The 18331-nt window shown below is 51.0% G+C and carries 16 protein-coding genes; 14 read left to right on the top strand and 2 right to left on the bottom strand.

From position 1 onward, the window contains the following. The first annotated feature begins 35 nt into the window (after positions 1-35). The 5 genes from ABEW73_RS14910 (at position 36) to ABEW73_RS14890 (ending at position 7565) form a co-directional block, all read left to right on the top strand. Positions 36-491: a hypothetical protein gene (locus ABEW73_RS14910; RefSeq protein WP_430167251.1), complete on the top strand. Its 456-nt coding sequence runs from the start codon at positions 36-38 to the stop codon at positions 489-491. A 720-nt stretch (positions 492-1211) separates the two neighbouring features. Then, a complete protein-coding gene (gene hisS / locus ABEW73_RS14905; RefSeq protein ID WP_430167249.1) occupies positions 1212-2465 on the top strand; it encodes a histidine--tRNA ligase in 1254 nt (417 codons plus the stop codon). Between the two features lie 46 nt (positions 2466-2511). Then, positions 2512-4287: an aspartate--tRNA ligase gene (gene aspS, locus ABEW73_RS14900; RefSeq protein WP_076320448.1), complete on the top strand. Its 1776-nt coding sequence runs from the start codon at positions 2512-2514 to the stop codon at positions 4285-4287. A 35-nt stretch (positions 4288-4322) separates the two neighbouring features. Further along, positions 4323-5078, top strand: a complete 756-nt coding sequence (locus ABEW73_RS14895; RefSeq protein ID WP_430167247.1) for a tRNA threonylcarbamoyladenosine dehydratase — start codon at positions 4323-4325, stop codon at positions 5076-5078. A 309-nt stretch (positions 5079-5387) separates the two neighbouring features. Then, the gene (locus ABEW73_RS14890) at positions 5388-7565 is read left to right on the top strand and encodes a HelD family protein (RefSeq protein WP_430167245.1); all 2178 of its coding nucleotides are present in this window, start codon (positions 5388-5390) and stop codon (positions 7563-7565) included. Between the two features lie 108 nt (positions 7566-7673). Here ABEW73_RS14890 and ABEW73_RS14885 read toward each other — a convergent pair whose 3' ends face one another. Further along, positions 7674-7799, bottom strand: a complete 126-nt coding sequence (locus tag ABEW73_RS14885) for a hypothetical protein (RefSeq protein WP_430167244.1) — start codon at positions 7797-7799, stop codon at positions 7674-7676. 437 nt (positions 7800-8236) lie between these two features. On the opposite strand from ABEW73_RS14885, the gene ABEW73_RS14880 reads away from it, so the two are divergent. From ABEW73_RS14880 to nrdG, 4 genes are all read left to right on the top strand, one after another. Next, on the top strand, positions 8237-9544 hold the full coding sequence (locus ABEW73_RS14880; RefSeq protein ID WP_430167242.1) for a replication-associated recombination protein A: 1308 nt from the start codon (positions 8237-8239) through the stop codon (positions 9542-9544). 75 nt (positions 9545-9619) lie between these two features. After that, positions 9620-10159 (top strand): PCYCGC motif-containing (lipo)protein, encoded by a 540-nt coding sequence (locus tag ABEW73_RS14875; protein ID WP_430167241.1) that lies wholly within the window; start codon positions 9620-9622, stop codon positions 10157-10159. A gap of 231 nt (positions 10160-10390) precedes the next feature. Beyond that, a complete protein-coding gene (locus ABEW73_RS14870; protein WP_430167239.1) occupies positions 10391-12625 on the top strand; it encodes an anaerobic ribonucleoside triphosphate reductase in 2235 nt (744 codons plus the stop codon). Continuing rightward, the gene (gene nrdG / locus ABEW73_RS14865; protein WP_430167237.1) at positions 12622-13125 is read left to right on the top strand and encodes an anaerobic ribonucleoside-triphosphate reductase activating protein; all 504 of its coding nucleotides are present in this window, start codon (positions 12622-12624) and stop codon (positions 13123-13125) included. Before ABEW73_RS14870 ends, nrdG begins: the two co-directional genes overlap by 4 nt. Before the next feature lie 72 nt (positions 13126-13197). On the opposite strand, the gene mnmA is transcribed toward nrdG, so the two are convergent. After that, positions 13198-14307, bottom strand: a complete 1110-nt coding sequence (gene mnmA, locus ABEW73_RS14860) for a tRNA 2-thiouridine(34) synthase MnmA (protein WP_430167235.1) — start codon at positions 14305-14307, stop codon at positions 13198-13200. A 300-nt stretch (positions 14308-14607) separates the two neighbouring features. On the opposite strand from mnmA, the gene cymR reads away from it, so the two are divergent. The 5 genes from cymR to ABEW73_RS14835 all read left to right on the top strand — a co-directional run bounded on the left by cymR (position 14608) and on the right by ABEW73_RS14835 (position 18296). Beyond that, entirely contained in the window at positions 14608-15027 is a 420-nt protein-coding gene (gene cymR, locus ABEW73_RS14855) for a cysteine metabolism transcriptional regulator CymR (RefSeq protein WP_071222772.1), read from the top strand. A 13-nt stretch (positions 15028-15040) separates the two neighbouring features. Then, positions 15041-16186, top strand: a complete 1146-nt coding sequence (locus ABEW73_RS14850) for a cysteine desulfurase family protein (RefSeq protein WP_430167233.1) — start codon at positions 15041-15043, stop codon at positions 16184-16186. Between the two features lie 141 nt (positions 16187-16327). Continuing rightward, positions 16328-16849: a PRC-barrel domain-containing protein gene (locus ABEW73_RS14845; RefSeq protein ID WP_430167231.1), complete on the top strand. Its 522-nt coding sequence runs from the start codon at positions 16328-16330 to the stop codon at positions 16847-16849. A gap of 11 nt (positions 16850-16860) precedes the next feature. Continuing rightward, positions 16861-17070, top strand: coding sequence for a hypothetical protein (locus ABEW73_RS14840; protein WP_071222775.1), 210 nt, complete (start codon positions 16861-16863; stop codon positions 17068-17070). 158 nt (positions 17071-17228) lie between these two features. Continuing rightward, positions 17229-18296 (top strand): AI-2E family transporter, encoded by a 1068-nt coding sequence (locus ABEW73_RS14835; protein WP_430167229.1) that lies wholly within the window; start codon positions 17229-17231, stop codon positions 18294-18296. Positions 18297-18331: the final 35 nt, after the last annotated feature.

The following is an 18331-nucleotide window of genomic DNA, read 5'->3' as shown; positions in this document are numbered from 1 at the left end:
TTCAAACAAGCGGGTTGAAAAAAGGAGGAATGGACATGTCTAGACAAATTCAAGCTTACTTCAGAACGGAAGATGACGCTGAAGGCGCAAGGACGAGGCTGTTAACGTACAACACAGAGCAGTTGGAGGTGGGACAGCTTCAGGATCCTGTTCGAGGTGGAGGCAATATCCTTGTGCCGTTGGTGCCATGGGGTAATTCCGGCACGGGTGGAGCGACTGCAGGGGCTACAACGATGGGAGCTCCAGGCGGAGTCGTTGGGGCTCCGGGGGTCATCGTGGGCTCCCGGGATGTCAATGACAGCCGCGATATAGCGCAAGATCGGCCGCACGGCGATGACACGCTGGGAGACGCATGGCGCGAAGCGGACGTGACGGACCGGGACTATGATGATCTGAGATATACGCTGTCCGTTAAGGTAAGGGATAAGGATTACGATCAGATCGTACATGATTTGCGGGCGAATAACGCTTATGTGGAGCGATTTGATTAATTAGCGAAAAATGCCTGACAGGCGTTTGGATTCCCTAAGAAGTTGGAGATTATCATTCGTACAGGGCATATTCATTAGTACACAAAAAGGGCTGTTCTGCAGATGGAGCAGCCCTTTTGCGGTTTATTTAATAAAAGCGCTTTCTCGCTTGTAACATAACTGTAATGTTTGTTCAATGTTCCTTTAATATTCCCTGTTTATAATAACAGCATGACCCCCTTTTTTATATAATATATGTTTTGGACCTACAACGTTGTTTGTAGGTTTTTTTCTTTTTTCGGGCAATTTCTACAAAGTTTCTTGACTTTAATGTGGTAGTTCATTAGAATCTAAAAATATAATGTTTTGGGAATACTATATTTATGAATAATGGATTTCATGACGGGAACAAGTACTCCATCCCCACAAGACCAGAGAAGAATCCCTTGGCTGTAAGGATTCGCTTGATGAGTGGACGAATGACCTCCCCGAGAACAGACGGCGAAGCAAGCACCGGTTTACCGGTGGGATAGACAGTAGCCGAACTGCGCGGCCGGGCGTTAAACGGATGAAGCGGATGATTGAACGCACTGATATGGGTGTGTCAACGCCGGAATGTGGGTGGTACCACGGGTGATTATATGAATATCTCTCGTCCCTGTTGTCTTAAGACAGCGGGGCGGGAGATTTTTTAGTTTTCACGACTTTTTGCGAAATGACTCCTTAGGAAGAGGGATGAAGATGGCAAACGAGAAATTCGAGAAACCGACAGGCACGCAGGACATCCTGCCAGGTGCCGTCGAGAAATGGCAGTTTATCGAGGAGAAGGCACGAGATTTGTGCCGGAGATACAACTACCGCGAAATTCGCACACCGATCTTTGAACAGACCGAGTTGTTCAAACGCGGGGTAGGCGAAACCACCGACATCGTAGAGAAGGAAATGTATACGTTCAAGGATAAAGGCGATCGCAGCATGACCCTCCGTCCAGAAGGAACGGCAGGCGTCGTCCGGGCTTACGTGCAAAACAAGCTGTATGGAGAGCCTGACGTTACGAAGCTGTACTACATGGGCCCCATGTTCCGCTACGAGCGTCCACAGGCGGGACGCTACCGCCAGTTCCACCAGTTCGGCGTAGAGGTGTTCGGGACTGCAGATCCGGCTATTGATGCTGAGGTGATTGCGCTGGGCTACAGCTTCTACAAGGAGCTTGGGCTGAACGGGGTAAAAGCGGAGATTAACTCCGTAGGGACGCCAGAGGTACGGGCGGCTTACCGTAGTTCACTGCTTGCTTTCCTGGAACCGATGAAAGAGAGCCTATGCTCGGATTGCCAGTCACGCATGGAACGCAACCCGCTGCGCGTGTTGGATTGCAAGAAGGACCAAGGGAAGTTCGGTGATGCGCCTTCGATTCTGGACAGCCTGGATGAGGAATGCAGCACGCACTTTGAGAAAGTAAAAGGGTACCTGGACGCCATGGGCATCGAGTATGAGATCAATCCAAGACTTGTTCGGGGATTGGACTATTACACGCATACCGCATTTGAATTCAAGGCCCAGGGCATCGGCGCAATTGATACGGTAGGCGGCGGCGGACGGTTTAACGGACTGGTCGATCAGATCGGCGGACCGGATCAGCCGGGCATCGGGTTCGGGATTGGTCTTGAGCGAATCCTATTGATCCTCGAGCATCAAGGTGTTAATCTGTCGGCGGCCAAGCCGCTGGATGTCTACCTGGTGGCGCTGGGTGAAGCCGCCGAGCAGGAAGTGGCAAAATTGATCTACGAACTGCGGAGCAATGGCGTAGCAGCCGAACGTGATTACCTCGGCCGGAAAATGAAAGCCCAGATGAAATCCGCCGACCGTCTTCAAGCTCGTTATACCGCCATTTTGGGTGAAGACGAACTGGCGCGCGGAGAAATTGCCCTGAAGTCGATGGAAACTGGCGAACAGCGTACAGTTAAATTGGATCGTCTGGTACAAGAATTGGTTTAATCGTCGCATGAAGCGACTTAATAATATTAAAGGGGAATGATAGACGATGAAAAGGACGCATCAATGCGGTCACCTGACAACCGCGAACATTGGAGAAACTGTAACACTGAACGGCTGGGTACAAACCCGCCGCGACTTGGGCGGCGTGCTGTTCATCGATCTTCGCGATCGCAGCGGCATCATGCAAATCGTATTTAACCCGGATTTCTCCGGCGAAGCTTTGGCTGTTGCCGATAAGGTCCGCAGCGAATTCGTCGTGGCCGTATCCGGTAAAGTTGTAAAGCGTGATCCTGAAACGTTCAACGCGAACCTGCCTACTGGCGAAATCGAAGTCCAAGTGACAAGCATTGAAGTGCTGAATGCAGCCAAAACACCTCCGTTCTTTATCGAAGACGGCGTGGAAGTGGATGAGCAGCTTCGCTTGAAATATCGATATCTGGACCTGCGTCGTCCAGAGATGCAAAAAACGCTGATGCTGCGCTCCAAAGCGTCTAAAGTATTCCGCGACTTCCTCGACGACGAGGGCTTTGTGGATGTGGAAACGCCGATTTTGACCAAGAGCTCGCCGGAAGGCGCCCGCGACTATCTCGTACCGAGCCGCGTGCACGCAGGTGAATTCTTTGCACTTCCACAATCTCCGCAAATTTACAAGCAGCTCCTCATGGTGAGCGGGCTTGAACGTTACTACCAAATCGCACGCTGTTTCCGTGACGAAGACTTGCGGGCTGACCGTCAGCCTGAGTTTACCCAGGTCGACATCGAGACGTCCTTCATGGAACGCGACGACCTGCTGAACATGATGGAGCAGCTAATGGTGAAGTTGTTCAAGGAAACGATCGGCGTTGAACTTGCAACGCCATTCCAGCGTATCAGTTATGCCGATGCGATGGGCAAATACGGCTCCGATAAACCGGATCTTCGCTTCGGTTTAGAATTGATCGAAATGAACGATATCGTTGCAAACAGCGGCGTCAAAGTATTCTCTTCCGTCATTGAAAAAGGCGGCGAAGTGAAGTGTTTGAACGCTAAAGGCTGCGGGACATGGACACGTAAGGAAATTGACGATCTGGGGCCATATGCAGCCCGTTACGGAGCGAAGGGTCTTGCTTGGATTCAAGTGAAAGAAGGCGAGTTCAAAGGACCTATCGTGAAATTCTTCAGCGAGCAGGAAATCGAAGCGGTAAGAGAACGAACGGGAGCCGAAGACGGCGACTTGCTGCTGTTCTCCGCAGACAATAAAAAAGTGGTTGCCGATGTCCTAGGCGCACTCCGCTTGAAAATCGGACGTCAGCTTGGCCTGATCAACGATAATGAATACAAGTTTGCTTGGGTGCTGGACTTCCCGCTGTTCAGCTATGATGAAGAGGCGAAGCGCTATGTGGCCGAGCATCATCCGTTCACCCGTCCAAAAGACGAAGATCTGGAATTGATGGATACGGATCCGCTTGCCGTACGCGCGGAAGCTTATGACATCGTTCTGAATGGATACGAAGTAGGCGGCGGTTCCATGCGGATTTTCAAACGCGAGATCCAAGAGAAAATGTTTGCGGCACTCGGCATGTCACCAGAAGTGGCGCACGACAAATTCGGCTATCTTATGGACGCGTTTGAGTACGGCACTCCTCCACATGGCGGAATCGCCTTCGGGTTGGACCGTTTGGTGATGCTGCTTGCTGGGCGCACCAACCTGCGTGAAACAATTGCGTTCCCGAAAACGGCAAGCGCAACAGATCTGTTGATGGACGCTCCTTCCCAGGTGGACGGAGGACAGTTGGAGCAGCTGCATATCAAACTCGCCAAGAAGCCGGGCGACGAGAAGTAAGTCCGTTGTTCTTGATAAAGGAGGTTGCTTGAATTATGCTGCACCAATTTTCCCGTACGGAATTAGCCATTGGTCCTGAGGGCCTTGAAGTGATGAAGAACAGCACGGTAGCCGTGCTGGGTATCGGCGGCGTGGGAGGCATTGCGGTGGAAGCACTCGCCCGTTCCGGGGTAGGCCGGATCATTTTGATCGACAAAGACGTGGTGGATATCACCAACATCAATCGGCAGATCCATGCGTTAACGACCACGGTAGGCCAGAAGAAAGCGGATCTGATGGTTGATCGGGTCAAACTGATCAATCCGGAATGTGAAGCGATTGCCCTGAACATGTTCTACACCGAAGAGACGTATGAAGAGTTGTTTAAATTCGATCTGGATTATGTGATTGATGCATCGGATACGATCATTTATAAAGTACATCTGATCAAGGAATGCCTGCGGCGCGGGATTCCGATCATCTCCAGTATGGGGGCTGCCAACAAAATGGATCCCACGAAGTTCCAGGTAGCCGACATCTCCAAAACCTCCATGGACCCGATTGCCCGTATCGTACGCACCAAGCTGCGCAAAGACGGCATCAAGAAAGGGGTCAAGGTCGTATTCTCTCTAGAGGAGCCGATGAAGCCCCGCCAGGACGTTACGGAGAAGATTGTACCCGAGAATGCCCCTGAAATCCGGAAGGCGAAGCAGCCGCCGGCCAGCAATGCATTCGTTCCGCCTGTGGCCGGACTGATTATGGTCAGCGTAACGGTGAAAGAACTGCTCGAAAAGGGTGGCGTTTCGTTGTAACGAGACATCCAGCAGACGAACTCAAATTGTGAGTAACCGATAGACAAACGGAAGGCAGGGAGCAGCGCGCCTTCGGCTAAAGCTTAGAGTGGTTAATAAAACGTAGTGTCCAAAGCAAGGGACGCTGCGTTTTTTTATGGTCATTGCTGAAGTGATTATGATGGCAAACCAGCACCATGGAATTCCCGTGACAGAGCTTTGCTAGTATATCCGGGCCAGTTGTGCTACAATGGAACTCCTTTTTGTGTCACGGCCCTTAAAGCCAGACTTTCGATGCGAAAAAATATGTTTCTTAGGAGGTAACTGAAAGTGTCAGAATCTTTTCAAAGTGCCTATCAAGAAGAAGAGTCAAGGCTAAACGAGGTAATCGTTGAAATTGACCGTCAGCTTGAACGTTTGCGCGGCATTCCGGTATATACGGGCCATGATTTTACGGAGCAGGTGCTCGAAGCAGGACGGGAAGAAAAACGGCAGGCCCTCGCCAAAAGTTTGCCGGAGCCTTATTTCGGAAGGCTGGATTTTCAAGAGAGCGGAACCGGAGCGAAGAAACCGCTCTACATTGGGAAGATCGGCTTCGATAAGGAAGATGCCGGGGATCATCCGATGGTGATAGATTGGCGAGCTCCGGTCGCAAGTCTTTTTTATTCGTTTACGGGCGGTACCGACCCGGCATCGTTCGAAGCACCCGAAGGGATCATCGAGGGGCTCGTGTATTTAAAACGCAACGTTGTGATTCGAAAGCAAATTTTGGAACGGGTATCGGATACGTACAATCGGGAAAGCGGCGGACCTGCCGTATCCGATGAGTTTCTGGTCTTCCGTCTCGGTGAGAACAAGGATAATCGGCTGAGGGATATCGTATCCACGATCCAAGCCGAGCAGGACAAAATCATCCGGGCTGCCAAAAATACCGCACTCATCATCCAAGGGGTGGCGGGAAGCGGAAAAACGACAGTGGCACTGCATCGGCTGGCTTATTTGCTCTATCAGTACAAGGAGCAGGTCACCGCGGAGAAAATGATCATATTCGCACCCAACCTGATGTTCCTGGATTACATATCCGACGTGCTGCCGGAGCTCGGAGTTGGCGATATACAGCAGCGAACCTTTGGCGATTGGGCAGCGGAGCTGCTCGATATTCAGCTCGCTTCGGATGATCATGCACAAACGCTTCATCTATGGTTCGAGACAGACCCGGGCCAGGGGACACCGGATATTGACGACAATGTCAGCGGACGCTATAAAGGCTCATTGAGACTGATGGAGATCATTCGGCGCTGTGTGGAGGCTATCGAAACCAAGGCTCTGCCGGATGGGGACTTCTCTCCATGGGATGGAGCCGTACTGAAACAGGAGACGATCGCGGAATGGTTCTACCAGGAATATAAACCATATCCACTGGCAAAACGGAAGGAACGGCTGCTTGCCAGATTGCATCGCTGGGTCGAGATGGAGCTGAAGAAATCGCCATCAGCGGCCGTGATGAAAGAACGGAAGAAAAAAGCGGCTCAACGAGAAAAAGCTTATGCCAACCGATGGCCGAAATTTGAGCCGGTCTCATTATATAAACATTTGTTTGGTGCGGCAAAGGCGACCGGAACGATGTTTGAAGAACTAACTGCTCTGATTCCGTCCGAGGTGCTCGCCGCAACACGTAAAGATCTGAAGAAAAACGTGGTCCGCGAAGAGGATTTGCCTGCCCTTCTGTATTTCCACTGTTTGTTGAATGATATTACCGGGGAGCAGCGCTTTGACCACATCGTCATTGATGAGGCTCAGGATTTCTCGCCATTTCAGGTAGCTGTGCTGGATCTGTTCGTAAGAGGACATTCCTTCACCATATTAGGTGATTTATCGCAGGGCATTCATGCCTATCGCGGCGTTCATGCGTGGGAAGAGATGAGCTCGTTGTTCAAGGAAGAGGAAACTGCCTATTTTGCGCTGACACGCAGTTACCGCTCGACCATGGAGATCATCGAATTTGCGAATGGCATTTTGGAGAAGGGTGTCAGCAGCGATCTGCTCGCCGTACCCGTATTCCGAAGCGGCGATGCCGTTCGCCTCATTCCTTATGAGTCGGAGAAATCCAGAACAAGAGATTTGGGACGGGCGATGGAGGCACTCATCGCTAAGGAATATCGGACGGTAGCCATTCTCACCAGAACCTTACGGGAAGCGCAAGCGCTGCATGAGCAATTAATTGCTGCATGGCCGATGCTGAATCTGATCGATGGCAGCAAAGGAACGTATCAGGGTGGTTATTCCGTGCTTCCTGTTTATTTGTCCAAAGGTCTCGAATTCGATGCGGTCATCGTCGCGGATGCAGATACGGGACACTATGCGGAAAAAGCTTGGGATGCCAAGCTGATGTACGTCGGCTGCACCCGAGCACTGCATGAGCTGTGGCTGCTGCATGGTGAAGCGCGTCCTTCTTATGTAACGGCAGACCCATCGGATATTACAGCCATCGGCTGGCCCGCAGAGTAAGATAGGATTGTGTTACTAAGCGCGAAGAGGAAAGAACATAAAATGTCCCGTGGGGTGGTACATGTCTGCATGTGCTTGTCTCTGCGGGGCTTTTTGCTGTGCCCGCGCTTAACCAAGCATTTGGTAGGAAGAACCAAGGTTATCGATATACCGGATCAAAGTCCAAACGGCGAGAAAGAAGAGTGCAGCTGCCAAGATGTAGAGGGTCATTTTTCGCATAGGTTTTCGTTTCAATTCAAAAACCTCCCTTCGAGTTCTCATGGTCTGACGAGATTTCATCTTCCTCACTGCGGACGCCCTGTTTATACTCATAGAGAATTCTCCTTCAATAGATTGTTTTGATTAACATAGGTATAGAGTCCAAGTAAACTGATCCCCATATTCATAGCCCCTCTAGATAAATTGCGTTTGGACTTCTTGCGAGTCGTCATAGCAAACTCTCCTTAGATAAAGCTTCTCTATAACTTCCTATAATTAAGTAACGCTCCGGAAAGATAAAAGTTGGTTATCATGTTAAACGAGCAGAATATCGATGGATATCCGAACCACTAGAGTGGATGCCCATAGGCTTGCTACAGGCATGACAAAATTGAATATGGTATGATAGAGTGTGACGGATTGGATTGAAACCGGCTTATCTTTGCATTGATATCAGACAAGGAAGTGTAGTTATGGATTTATTCACTATCGGGCGTGAAGGGGACCGGGATTCCAGGCTGCTGGCCGATCGGATGCGCCCTTCGTCGCTGGATGAATATATAGGACAAGAACATATTATCGGACCGGGCAAACTGCTCAGACGAGCCATAGAAGCAGACCAGGTCTCATCCATTTTATTGTACGGCCCGCCGGGATGCGGCAAAACAACGCTGGCGCATATCATCTCCCAGCAAACGAAGGGTTACTTCGTTCGGCTGAATGCGGTGGAAGCCTCGGTTAAGGACGTCCGGGAAGTCATTGAGCAAGCCCAGAGCAACCGCAGCCTGTACGGCACCAAAACGATCCTGTTTCTGGATGAGGTTCACCGCTTTAACAGTTCAAGACAGGACGCGCTGCTGCCTGCCGTGGAGAACGGCACGATTATATTTATCGGCGCGACGACAGAGAACCCCTTTCATTACGTAAATGGGGCCTTGATGAGTCGTTCCACTTTGTTTCAGCTTGAGCCGCTGACTAAGAACCATTCCATGATCGCGATGCAGCGGGCGTTATCCGATCCAGACAAAGGTCTTGGATTCATGGATCTCCAAGCAGACGAGGAAGCATTGGAGCATATTGCAACCATGGCGAACGGCGATATCCGCCGTGCTCTGAACGCCCTCGAATTAGCGGCCATGACCACGTCTCCTGATGAAAGAGGCAGGGTTCATATCACGCTCGAAGTAGCCGAGGAATCGATACGCAAGCCGCTCGTCAAGGCGGACGAGTCCACGCAGTATGACGTGCTGTCTGCCTTCCATAAAAGCATTCGAGGTTCCAGTGATGCGGCCTTGTTCTGGTTCCTGTATGCGGTCGAAAAGCTAGGGATGGACCCAATGGTGTTCATCCGCCGCTTGATTGCTGCCAGCAGCGAGGATATCGGGCTAGCTAATCCGCAAGCGATGGTACAGGCGGTAAGCGCACTGGATGCCTACCGGAATAACGGGTGGCCGGAAGCCAAGCTGAACATTGCCCAGGCGATTCTGTTTGCGGTGGAGAGCCCCAAATCGGATGGCGTTGTGACGGCCATATCCCGGGCGATGTCCGCCATGGATGAAGTCAAATCGGCGGAGGTTCCGCTTCATCTGCGTGATGCGCATTACTCGGGGGCGGTGAAGCTGGGACATGTCGGCTACAAGTACCCGCACGATTATCCGGGCCACTACGTGAAGCAGGAATATTTGCCGAAGGAACTCTCCCGCCGGGTGTTCTATCAGGCGACGGAGCAGGGGAACGAAGCCAAGATCGCGCACAATCAGCGATTACGACGCGAAGAATAGGGTCGACGCGAAGAATAGGGTCGTACAGGGAGAATGTGATTTACGGCCGCTAGTTTAGTTAAATGGAGGAAACGAATGATGAAAACAGGGAAACAACGGTTTGCCATTCTGCTGCTGTCCGTCGGCATGGTGCTGAGCGGCTGTTCGGGAAGAAGTGCCCAGGAACAGGTTTCCCCTGGACAGGCCGCGGAGGCAGTGCATGAGCAGGGGCATCAGACGCAGCTGTCCAACGGGGATATCCAGGAGGCGACGGCTTCGATTGACGAACTGCCTGTCTTTTTGAAGAGCCAGACAAGCGAGATGCAAACGATCTATGCCTTGTCTGCGCAGGTGAGTGATGTCCTGAAATTTATTCCTTGTTATTGCGGCTGTGGAGACAGTGCCGGTCATGAGAGCAACCTGAACTGTTTTATTGATGAGATTCAGGAGGACGGCACCGTGGTGTGGGACGATCATGGCACCCGCTGCGGGGTGTGCTTGGACATTGCCGTGGAATCTGCCAAAATGAGCAGCGAGGGCAAGAGCCTGACGGAGATTCGGACCACAATCGACGAGAAATACAGCACAGGCTATGCTAAGCCGACACCAACCCCAATGCCGCCCGCCGAAAGTTAATTCTACTGTGGATCAAAAAGAAGGTACCCGATGTGATCGATGGATCACTCGAGTGCCTTCTTTTTGTTGGGTATAAGGCCCTCAAGGCTGTTTTCAGGAATCGCCTGATCCGTTTCTCAGACTGACCACGTGATCTATCTCACAGCATCAAACTATATATGGATGTAAATTGATAAAACGGAACTATATATAGTGTGTTGATGATCTAAGGAGAAGGAGTTGATCGAATTCATGAAAGTCATGAAGAGAGACGGATGCCTGGTGAATTTTGAGATAAACCGGATTGTGAAAGCAGTGGATAAAGCGTTTATAGCCGTTGAGGGTGTGTCCCGCATGGAGGCTTCCCTACAGATTGGCGAGGCGGTTGCTCGTGCGACCATGGGGATGGAGCAGGTGAGTGTGGAGGAAATTCAGGATATCGTTGTCGAGCATTTGCAAAGTACAGATTATGAAGAGGCTGCGGCAGCTTATCAACATTATAGGGAAACCCGTGACCTGGAGCGGATGCGGCGGGGAGAGCTCTACAAGATCAGCAGAGATGTGATTGGGGTAACGAATCTGGATCTGCTGCGGGAGAATGCGAATCTGAACGGGGAATCCTTCAGTGGAAAAATGAGTCGGATCGGCTCCGAGTACGCCAAATGGATGGCAAGCAAATTCATCCTCCCTGGAGATCTCATGAGAGCGGTGAGGGATGGTTATGTTTATGTGCACGACCTGGACCAGTACGCACTTGGAACAACGAATTGCATTTTCATTCCGTTTGATCGACTATTGGCCAAGGGATTCAATACCGGTAACGGGTCGGTCAGGCCGCCACAGAGCATCATGACCGCGATGGCGCTGGTGGCCATCATTTTTCAATCCCAGCAGAACAGTCAATTCGGCGGCGTGTCCGGAAATAAAATCGATTGGGATTTGGCCCCGTATGTCGGTAAATCGTTTCGTCGGCATTTTCGCAAAGGGCTGGCCTACTTCGGAGAGGTGGAGCAGGGAGACCATAGACCCGGTGCACGAGTTCTTCTGGATAACGAATTATACATAGACAATGAGCAGTTGAAAGAATTTTATCCGCGAATCTATCACTATGCATATAACGAAACGGTGAATGAAGTAAAGCAGGCCGCGGAATCTCTGATCCACAATCTAAACACGATGAGCAGCCGAGCCGGCGGGCAGATTCCCTTTACATCGCTGAACTATGGCATGTGCACGTCAACCGAAGGAAGGCTGGTGTCCCATGCTCTGCTGGATGCCACGATGAGAGGGCTCGGCGGGGGAGAGACGCCGATATTTCCGCAGCATATTTTCCAGTGCAAGCAGGGGGTTAATCAGGCGGAAGGGGAGCCCAACTACGATCTGTTCCTGAAAGCCGTTGAGTGTTCCAGCCGCAGGCTCTACCCGAATTTTGTCAACGTGGATGCATCGTTTAATCTGGTCTACTATAACCCGGACGAGCCAGACACGATTATTGCCACCATGGGCTGCAGGACACGGACGATTTCAGACCGGTTCGGGCGAAACCGCCTGAGCGGCAAAGGCAATTTATCCTTTAATACGATCAATCTGGTTCGTCTCGGCATTGAGCATGGCATTATCGAAGGCAAACGGGATATACCGGACCTGAACCTCTTCTACGAGCAGTTGGATCAGTATTTGACGATTGCGGTAGAGGGTTTGATTCATCGTTACGAGCTGCAGGCCGACCAACCGGCCAAAGCGTCCGATTTTATGATGCGGGAAGGCGTGTGGGAAGGCGGCGAGACACTGGCACCGGAGGATAAGGTTCGCGAGCTCATCAAGCACGGAACCCTTGCACTTGGATTTATCGGGTTGGCTGAATGCCTGAAGGCGTTAACCGGGCTGCATCACGGAGAAGATGAGACCAGCCGTGGTCTGGGAATCGAGATCATCCGGCATATGCGTCAGTTTTGCGATGCAGCCAGTGAAAGATATAATCTGAACATTACGTTGTTTGCCACGCCGGCAGAAGGGTTATCGGGGAAATTCACGAAGCTGGACCGGCAAACCTTTGGTGTGATCGAGGGTGTCACGGATCGCGAGTATTATACGAACTCGTTCCATATTCCGGTTTATTATCCGATGGCCGCATACCGCAAAATCCGTTCCGAAGCTCCTTTCCATGAGTTGTGTAATGCAGGAGCGATTTCGTATGTAGAGCTCGACGGCAATGCCCGGCAGAATACGGCTGCTTTTCGGGACATCGTACAGTTTGCCTTGCAGCAGAATATCGGATATTTCTCCGTAAACCATCCCGTCGATCGTTGCCCGGCATGCAATTACGAAGGGATCATCGGAAGCTCTTGCCCTGGATGCGGCGCTTCGGAAGACAATGGGAACTTCCAGCGGCTGCGCAGGGTGACGGGATATTTAACGGGCAATTATACGGAGCGCTTCAATTCGGCCAAGCAGGCTGAGGTTAGGGATCGGGTGAAACATCTGTGAATGTGTGCGGATATATCCCCGAGAGCATCAATGAAGGCCCCGGGCTGCGGGCAGTTCTATTCGTGAGCGGCTGCCGTCATGCCTGCGCCGGATGCTTTAATACGGATTCCTGGGACTTTGAAGCGGGGGAGCCGTTTACAGAAGAATTGTCTGCGTCCATCCTGCAGGATATAAGCGACAACCCTTTATTGGATGGCGTGACCTTATGCGGTGGGGACCCGTTCTTCTCGCCGGAGGAATGCACGGCATTTGTACACAAGCTCAGGACCTTGTGTCCTGGGAAAAGTGTATGGGCCTACACGGGCTTCACCTTTGAAGCGCTCATGAGGCAGCAGAAGCTGCGGGAATTGGCGAAACAGTGCGATGTTATCGTGGATGGCAAATTCCAGCTGGAGCAAAGGGATGTTTCGCTACCTTTTCGAGGCAGCTCGAATCAGCGCTTAGTTGATGTAGCCGCCAGCCTAGAACGGGGAGTAACGGTAGAATATGTTCTTGGCTAGCACGTAAAAAAGAGCACACACTTTACGGAAACTTCCGTGTTCAGTGTGTGCTCTTCGCGTTAAGGCAGCGGATTAATAAGGTACTTTATCCGCGGTTTCGATCGTTCCCCCGCCAAGGCATTCGTCCCCTTGGTAGAAGACGACGGCTTGTCCCGGCGTGATTGCTTTTTGCGGCTTGGCAAAAGCGACATGAACGGTTCCATCTTCGCGCGGAGTTATCGTTACCTCTTGATCCGGCTGACGGTAGCGGAATTTCGCGGTGCAGGTGTAGGCGTCTTTGGGCATAGCGTCTTGTCCTGCAATCCAGTTGATTCCGGAGGCAACGAGTCCGGTTGAATACAAACTCGGATGATCGCCTTGAACAACGTACAGAATATTGTTAGTTAAATCCTTGTCGGCAACAAACCAAGGCTCTCCGGAGCCTGAGCCGCCAATGCCGAGACCTTGGCGTTGTCCCAGCGTGTAGTACATCAAGCCATCATGGCGACCTTTCACTTCACCGGTGACAATGTCCACCATATCGCCGGATTGGGCGGGGAGGTATTGTCCAAGAAATTCTTTGAAATTCCGTTCGCCGATGAAGCAAACGCCGGTGCTGTCTTTTTTCTTGGCGGTATATAGTCCGGCTTCCTCAGCGAGTCGGCGAACTTCCGGTTTCGGCAGATGCCCGATCGGGAACATCGCCTTGGAGAGCTGCTCTTGGCTTAGCGCATTAAGGAAGTAGGTTTGATCCTTGTTGCTATCAACGCCGCGCAGCAGCCGGTACTGTCCGTCTTCTTCGATGACGCGGGCATAATGTCCTGTAGCTACGTAATCGGCTCCCAAGTCCATTGCCTTATTCAGAAATTCGCCGAATTTGATTTCACGGTTGCACATGACATCGGGGTTCGGCGTTCTCCCGGCTTTATATTCATCGAGGAAATAGGAAAATACTTTATCAAAGTATTCCTTCTCGAAATTGACGGTATAGTAGGGAATGTCGAGCTGCTCGCACACGCGGCGCACGTCTTCAGCGTCCGCTTCAGCTGTGCAGTAGCCGAGCTCATCGGTATCATCCCAGTTTTTCATAAAGATGCCGATCACTTCATAGCCCTGCTGCTTGAGCAGGAGTGCTGTTACGGAGGAGTCGACTCCTCCCGACATGCCGACAACGATACGAGTGTTATGTTTTTCTTTTGACATCGTTATCACCATTTTCATATTGAATTGTGCCCATGGAGGTATTTTAACATATTGGAACAAGGTTCACACGTATCATTTTGTCCACTCAGCGTGAACATTTTTCGGGTTTCGGGCTGGAATATTACCCATTGAGGTCCAGGATATGTTACCATAAGCAGAGGGTAATGATCGGAATACGGAGAAAAATACAGGATAAGCTGATTCATGCGTAGATTACGCCGTATTTATCGCTAAACCCTCCACCTACAATTCATGTACAGGATGGACATAATATACAATTTACCGAAAGAGGTGTCACCTTTGAAGATATCAACAAAAGGAAGATACGGATTAACGATTATGATGGAGCTGGCCGCCAGGTTTGGTGAAGGGCCGACTTCGCTGAAGAGCATTGCCGAGAAGAACCAGCTGTCGGAACATTATCTTGAGCAGTTGATCGCACCGCTGCGGAATGCGGGACTGGTCAAGAGCATCCGCGGCGCATACGGAGGATATATCCTTTCCCGCGATCCGGCCTCTATAACGGCAGGAGATGTAATCCGCGTGCTGGAAGGACCGATATCCCCTGTGGACTTCACGGAAGAGGACGATCCGGCGAAGCGGGATTTATGGCTTCGTATCCGCGACAGCATTGCTGAAGTGCTCGATTCCACGACGCTGGACTATCTGATCAACTACCAGGAACAGTCTGCTGCTGACAACTATATGTTCTATATATAAGGGTGAGACGGATATGAGATCAGTATATTTGGATCATGCCGCATCAACCCCGGTTCATCCGGAGGTTGCTGAGCGGATGATGAATGTGATGACAAGCCAATATGGCAATGCTTCAAGTGTTCATTCTTTTGGACGGGAAGCGAAGAAGATCGTCAACGGGGCGCGTGATCGGATTGCGTCCCTTTTGGGATGCCAATCGGACGAGCTGGTGTTCACCGCAGGTGGCACCGAAAGCGATAATTTGGCTATACTGGGGTTGCTGGAGTCGCTTGGTGTGAAGGGCAAGCATGTGATTACGTCAGCAGTTGAACACCATGCGGTGCTTCATACATGCCATGAGCTGGAACGGCGGGGCTGTGAAGTTACCTATGTCCCCGTCGATTCTACTGGGCGTGTCTCTGTGGAGGACATTGCGGGCGCGATTCAGGACAACACGGTGCTGGTCACCATCATGTATGGCAACAATGAAGTAGGCACCGTTCAGCCGATCATCGAAATCGGCGAGCTCTGCCGCAGCCGGGGCATCGTGTTTCATACCGATGCTGTTCAGGCATTGGGAGCGGAGGCGATCAACTGCCGCGAGCTGCCGGTGGACATGTGGAGTTTTTCCGCCCACAAAATCAACGGACCCCAAGGCGTCGGAGCATTGGTTGTCCGCAGAGGACTCAGCGTCTCTCCACGTCTGTTCGGAGGGCTGCAGGAGAAGAAACGCCGTGCCGGAACAGAGAATATGGCCGGCATCGCCGGTTTTGCGGCAGCAGTGGAATGGACCGTTAAGAATATGGAGACGCGTATTTTGCATTATCACGAGCTGAGATCGACGCTGCTTGAAGGGTTTCGTCAGGAGATTGGCGAGGATGCTTTTGTGTTTAACGGAAATTCGGAACATTACCTACCTCACATCCTAAATATCAGCTTTCCCGGTGCCAATACGGAGACGATGCTGATGAACCTCGATATGGAAGGAATTGCGGCGGCAAGCGGCTCGGCTTGTACGTCGGGATCTCTGGAAATATCCCATGTACTCCAAGCAATGAAACTTTCTGATCCTGTTTTGAGCTCCGCGATTCGTTTTAGTTTCGGTTTGGGTAATACTACTCAAGAAATGGAGCACACTGCCCAAAAAATTGGAACCATCCTTAATCGGTTACGTAAATAGATGTTAAGGGATTTCTCCTTCTAGAGAATAGGGGGTATGCGTTCGTCCATTTCATCCTTGGAAATCGCCCGTTTAGGCTCACAAAATGTTGACCGGCGGCTGATTTCAAACCATGAAGGATGAGGAGGTGTCCACTGCAGTATGAAACTTCAAGAAATGATTGGACTGGCTGTATTCGACGTGGAGAACGGTAAGGAAATCGGCAAAATCCACGATTTTATACTAGATGAGAACTGGTTGATTACCGGGTTGGAGCTGGAAGGCAAGGCTTTGTTTTCCTCGCATGTGAAAAGCGTCTCATGGGAAGATATCGTAGCATACGGGGAAGATGCCGTCATGATCCGGAGCCAAGAGGCGGTCCGCAAGGTGGGCGCCAATGAAATACCGCTTACGTACCTTTTGGGCAAGCGCAAACTGAAAGAGATGCAGGTCTTGACAGAGGACGGTATCCTGCTCGGACGTATATCGGATGTTTATTTTGAGCAGGAACAGGGCAATACAATACTAGGGTTGGAAATATCCGATGGATTTGTCTCGGATTTGATCGAAGGTCGCAAATGGCTGCCTTGCACAGCGGAAATGGCTATCGGCGAAAGTGCCGTTATGGTACCCCCGATGAGCGAACAGCGTCTGGAAAAAGCCATTAATTCTGTGAACGGATAGGGTGAGGTAGGATGAAATGTCCAAACTGTAGTTCCAAAGATATCGGGAAAATCGGCTCCCACCAGTTTTATTGCTGGGGTTGCTTTATCGAATTGACAGTCAACGGAGAGAAAATGTCCGTATACCAGGTAGAAGAGGATGGTACGCTCAGCTCGCTGGATGATTTGTTCTTCGGTGATGAAATGCAGCCGGATTTCCCTCCTATGCACGCGTCTTCCTAAGAACGCGTACATATAGTTAGATAACGACTCCTTGCTGAAGGCCTATATGGCTGAGCAGCAGGGAGTCTTTTTCATGTTGGCCTGCGGAAATGTTAGTTTATTTCTGGAAGCTTGTACATATACTACAGGGTAGCTTTCGAAAAAAGGAGGGTGCCTGTGTGGAACAGCTGACCGAGAACAAATGGTTTCGATTGTTGGTATGGTTAATGCTTGGACTCATCTCTCTTTACTTTGTCTGGCTGCTGCGTCCACTGTTTCTGGATGTCTATCGATTTCTCAAGGCTGTCCTGGCGCCATTTCTGGTTGCCATGATCATATCTTATGTGCTCAATCCGGTAGTATGCATGCTCTCCGACCGTAAAGTTCCGCGGAGCATGGCCGTGCTGCTCATCTATGCCGTCTTTCTGACGTCACTTACCGTTATTCTGATCAATATGATTCCGATGCTGATCCGGCAGCTGGAGGAGCTCAACGAGCATTTGCCTGAATTATCGATGAACGCCCAGAGCCTGATGACCAATCTGGACAGCAGGCTGCTGCCCCCGGGAGTAAGGACAGGCGTCAACAGCTGGTTCTTGCAGATGGAATCAAGGCTGGCCGGGGGAATTTCGGATTTCATGGACAATATCGGCAACACCATCAACATCCTGTTTAATGTGTTAATTGTTCCGTTCCTGATCTTCTATATATTAAAAGATTTCGAGGTGTTCCAGCGAACCGCCGTATCTTATCTGCCGCGGAGCCGCCGCAAGTCGATTGTCACGCTGCTGAAAGAGATCGACACGGCGCTCGGGAATTACGTCCGTGGACAATTTCTGGTATGCTTAATTATCGGCGTACTGGCTTATGTGGGGTATGTGATCGTGGGCATGCCGTACGCGCTGCTGCTGGCAAGCATCGTGGCGGTGTTTAACATCATTCCCTATTTGGGCCCCTTTCTTGGCGCGGCTCCAGCGCTTGTGATGGCATCTACGATTTCCTGGAAGATGGTGCTGCTGGTGGCGGCGGTTAATATGGTCTGCCAAACGCTGGAGAGCAATGTTATCTCGCCGCAAGTGGTGGGCAAAAAGCTGCATATGCATCCGCTCCTGATCATATTTGCACTTCTTGTCGGTGGACAGGTGGCAGGAACCTTGGGCTTAATTTTGGCTGTTCCGGTCTTTGCCGTCATCAAAGTGCTGCTGCAGCATTTTTTCGCCTATTATGTCAGAAGGAAATCCGGCTGAAGGTTCCAGTCTACAGCTGCACTGCTCATGCATTG

Origin of the sequence: Paenibacillus lautus (assembly GCF_050482385.1) — a bacterium.
Taxonomy (GTDB): domain Bacteria; phylum Bacillota; class Bacilli; order Paenibacillales; family Paenibacillaceae; genus Paenibacillus_AQ; species Paenibacillus_AQ lautus_B.
Note: the sequence above shows the minus strand (reverse complement) of the source record. Positions and strands in the feature narration are given on the sequence as shown.

What these genes read in the sequence shown, in the direction of transcription:
- ABEW73_RS14845 (WP_430167231.1), top strand. Translation starts at nt 16,328, where the DNA reads ATGAAACTTCAAGAAATGATTGGACTGGCTGTATTCGACGTGGAGAAC.
- ABEW73_RS14875 (WP_430167241.1), top strand. Translation starts at nt 9,620, where the DNA reads ATGATGAAAACAGGGAAACAACGGTTTGCCATTCTGCTGCTGTCCGTC.
- ABEW73_RS14895 (WP_430167247.1), top strand. Translation starts at nt 4,323, where the DNA reads ATGCTGCACCAATTTTCCCGTACGGAATTAGCCATTGGTCCTGAGGGC.
- hisS (WP_430167249.1), top strand. Translation starts at nt 1,212, where the DNA reads ATGGCAAACGAGAAATTCGAGAAACCGACAGGCACGCAGGACATCCTG.
- ABEW73_RS14880 (WP_430167242.1), top strand. Translation starts at nt 8,237, where the DNA reads ATGGATTTATTCACTATCGGGCGTGAAGGGGACCGGGATTCCAGGCTG.
- ABEW73_RS14910 (WP_430167251.1), top strand. Translation starts at nt 36, where the DNA reads ATGTCTAGACAAATTCAAGCTTACTTCAGAACGGAAGATGACGCTGAA.
- ABEW73_RS14870 (WP_430167239.1), top strand. Translation starts at nt 10,391, where the DNA reads ATGAAAGTCATGAAGAGAGACGGATGCCTGGTGAATTTTGAGATAAAC.
- mnmA (WP_430167235.1), bottom strand. Translation starts at nt 14,307, where the DNA reads ATGTCAAAAGAAAAACATAACACTCGTATCGTTGTCGGCATGTCGGGA.
- ABEW73_RS14840 (WP_071222775.1), top strand. Translation starts at nt 16,861, where the DNA reads ATGAAATGTCCAAACTGTAGTTCCAAAGATATCGGGAAAATCGGCTCC.
- aspS (WP_076320448.1), top strand. Translation starts at nt 2,512, where the DNA reads ATGAAAAGGACGCATCAATGCGGTCACCTGACAACCGCGAACATTGGA.
- ABEW73_RS14850 (WP_430167233.1), top strand. Translation starts at nt 15,041, where the DNA reads ATGAGATCAGTATATTTGGATCATGCCGCATCAACCCCGGTTCATCCG.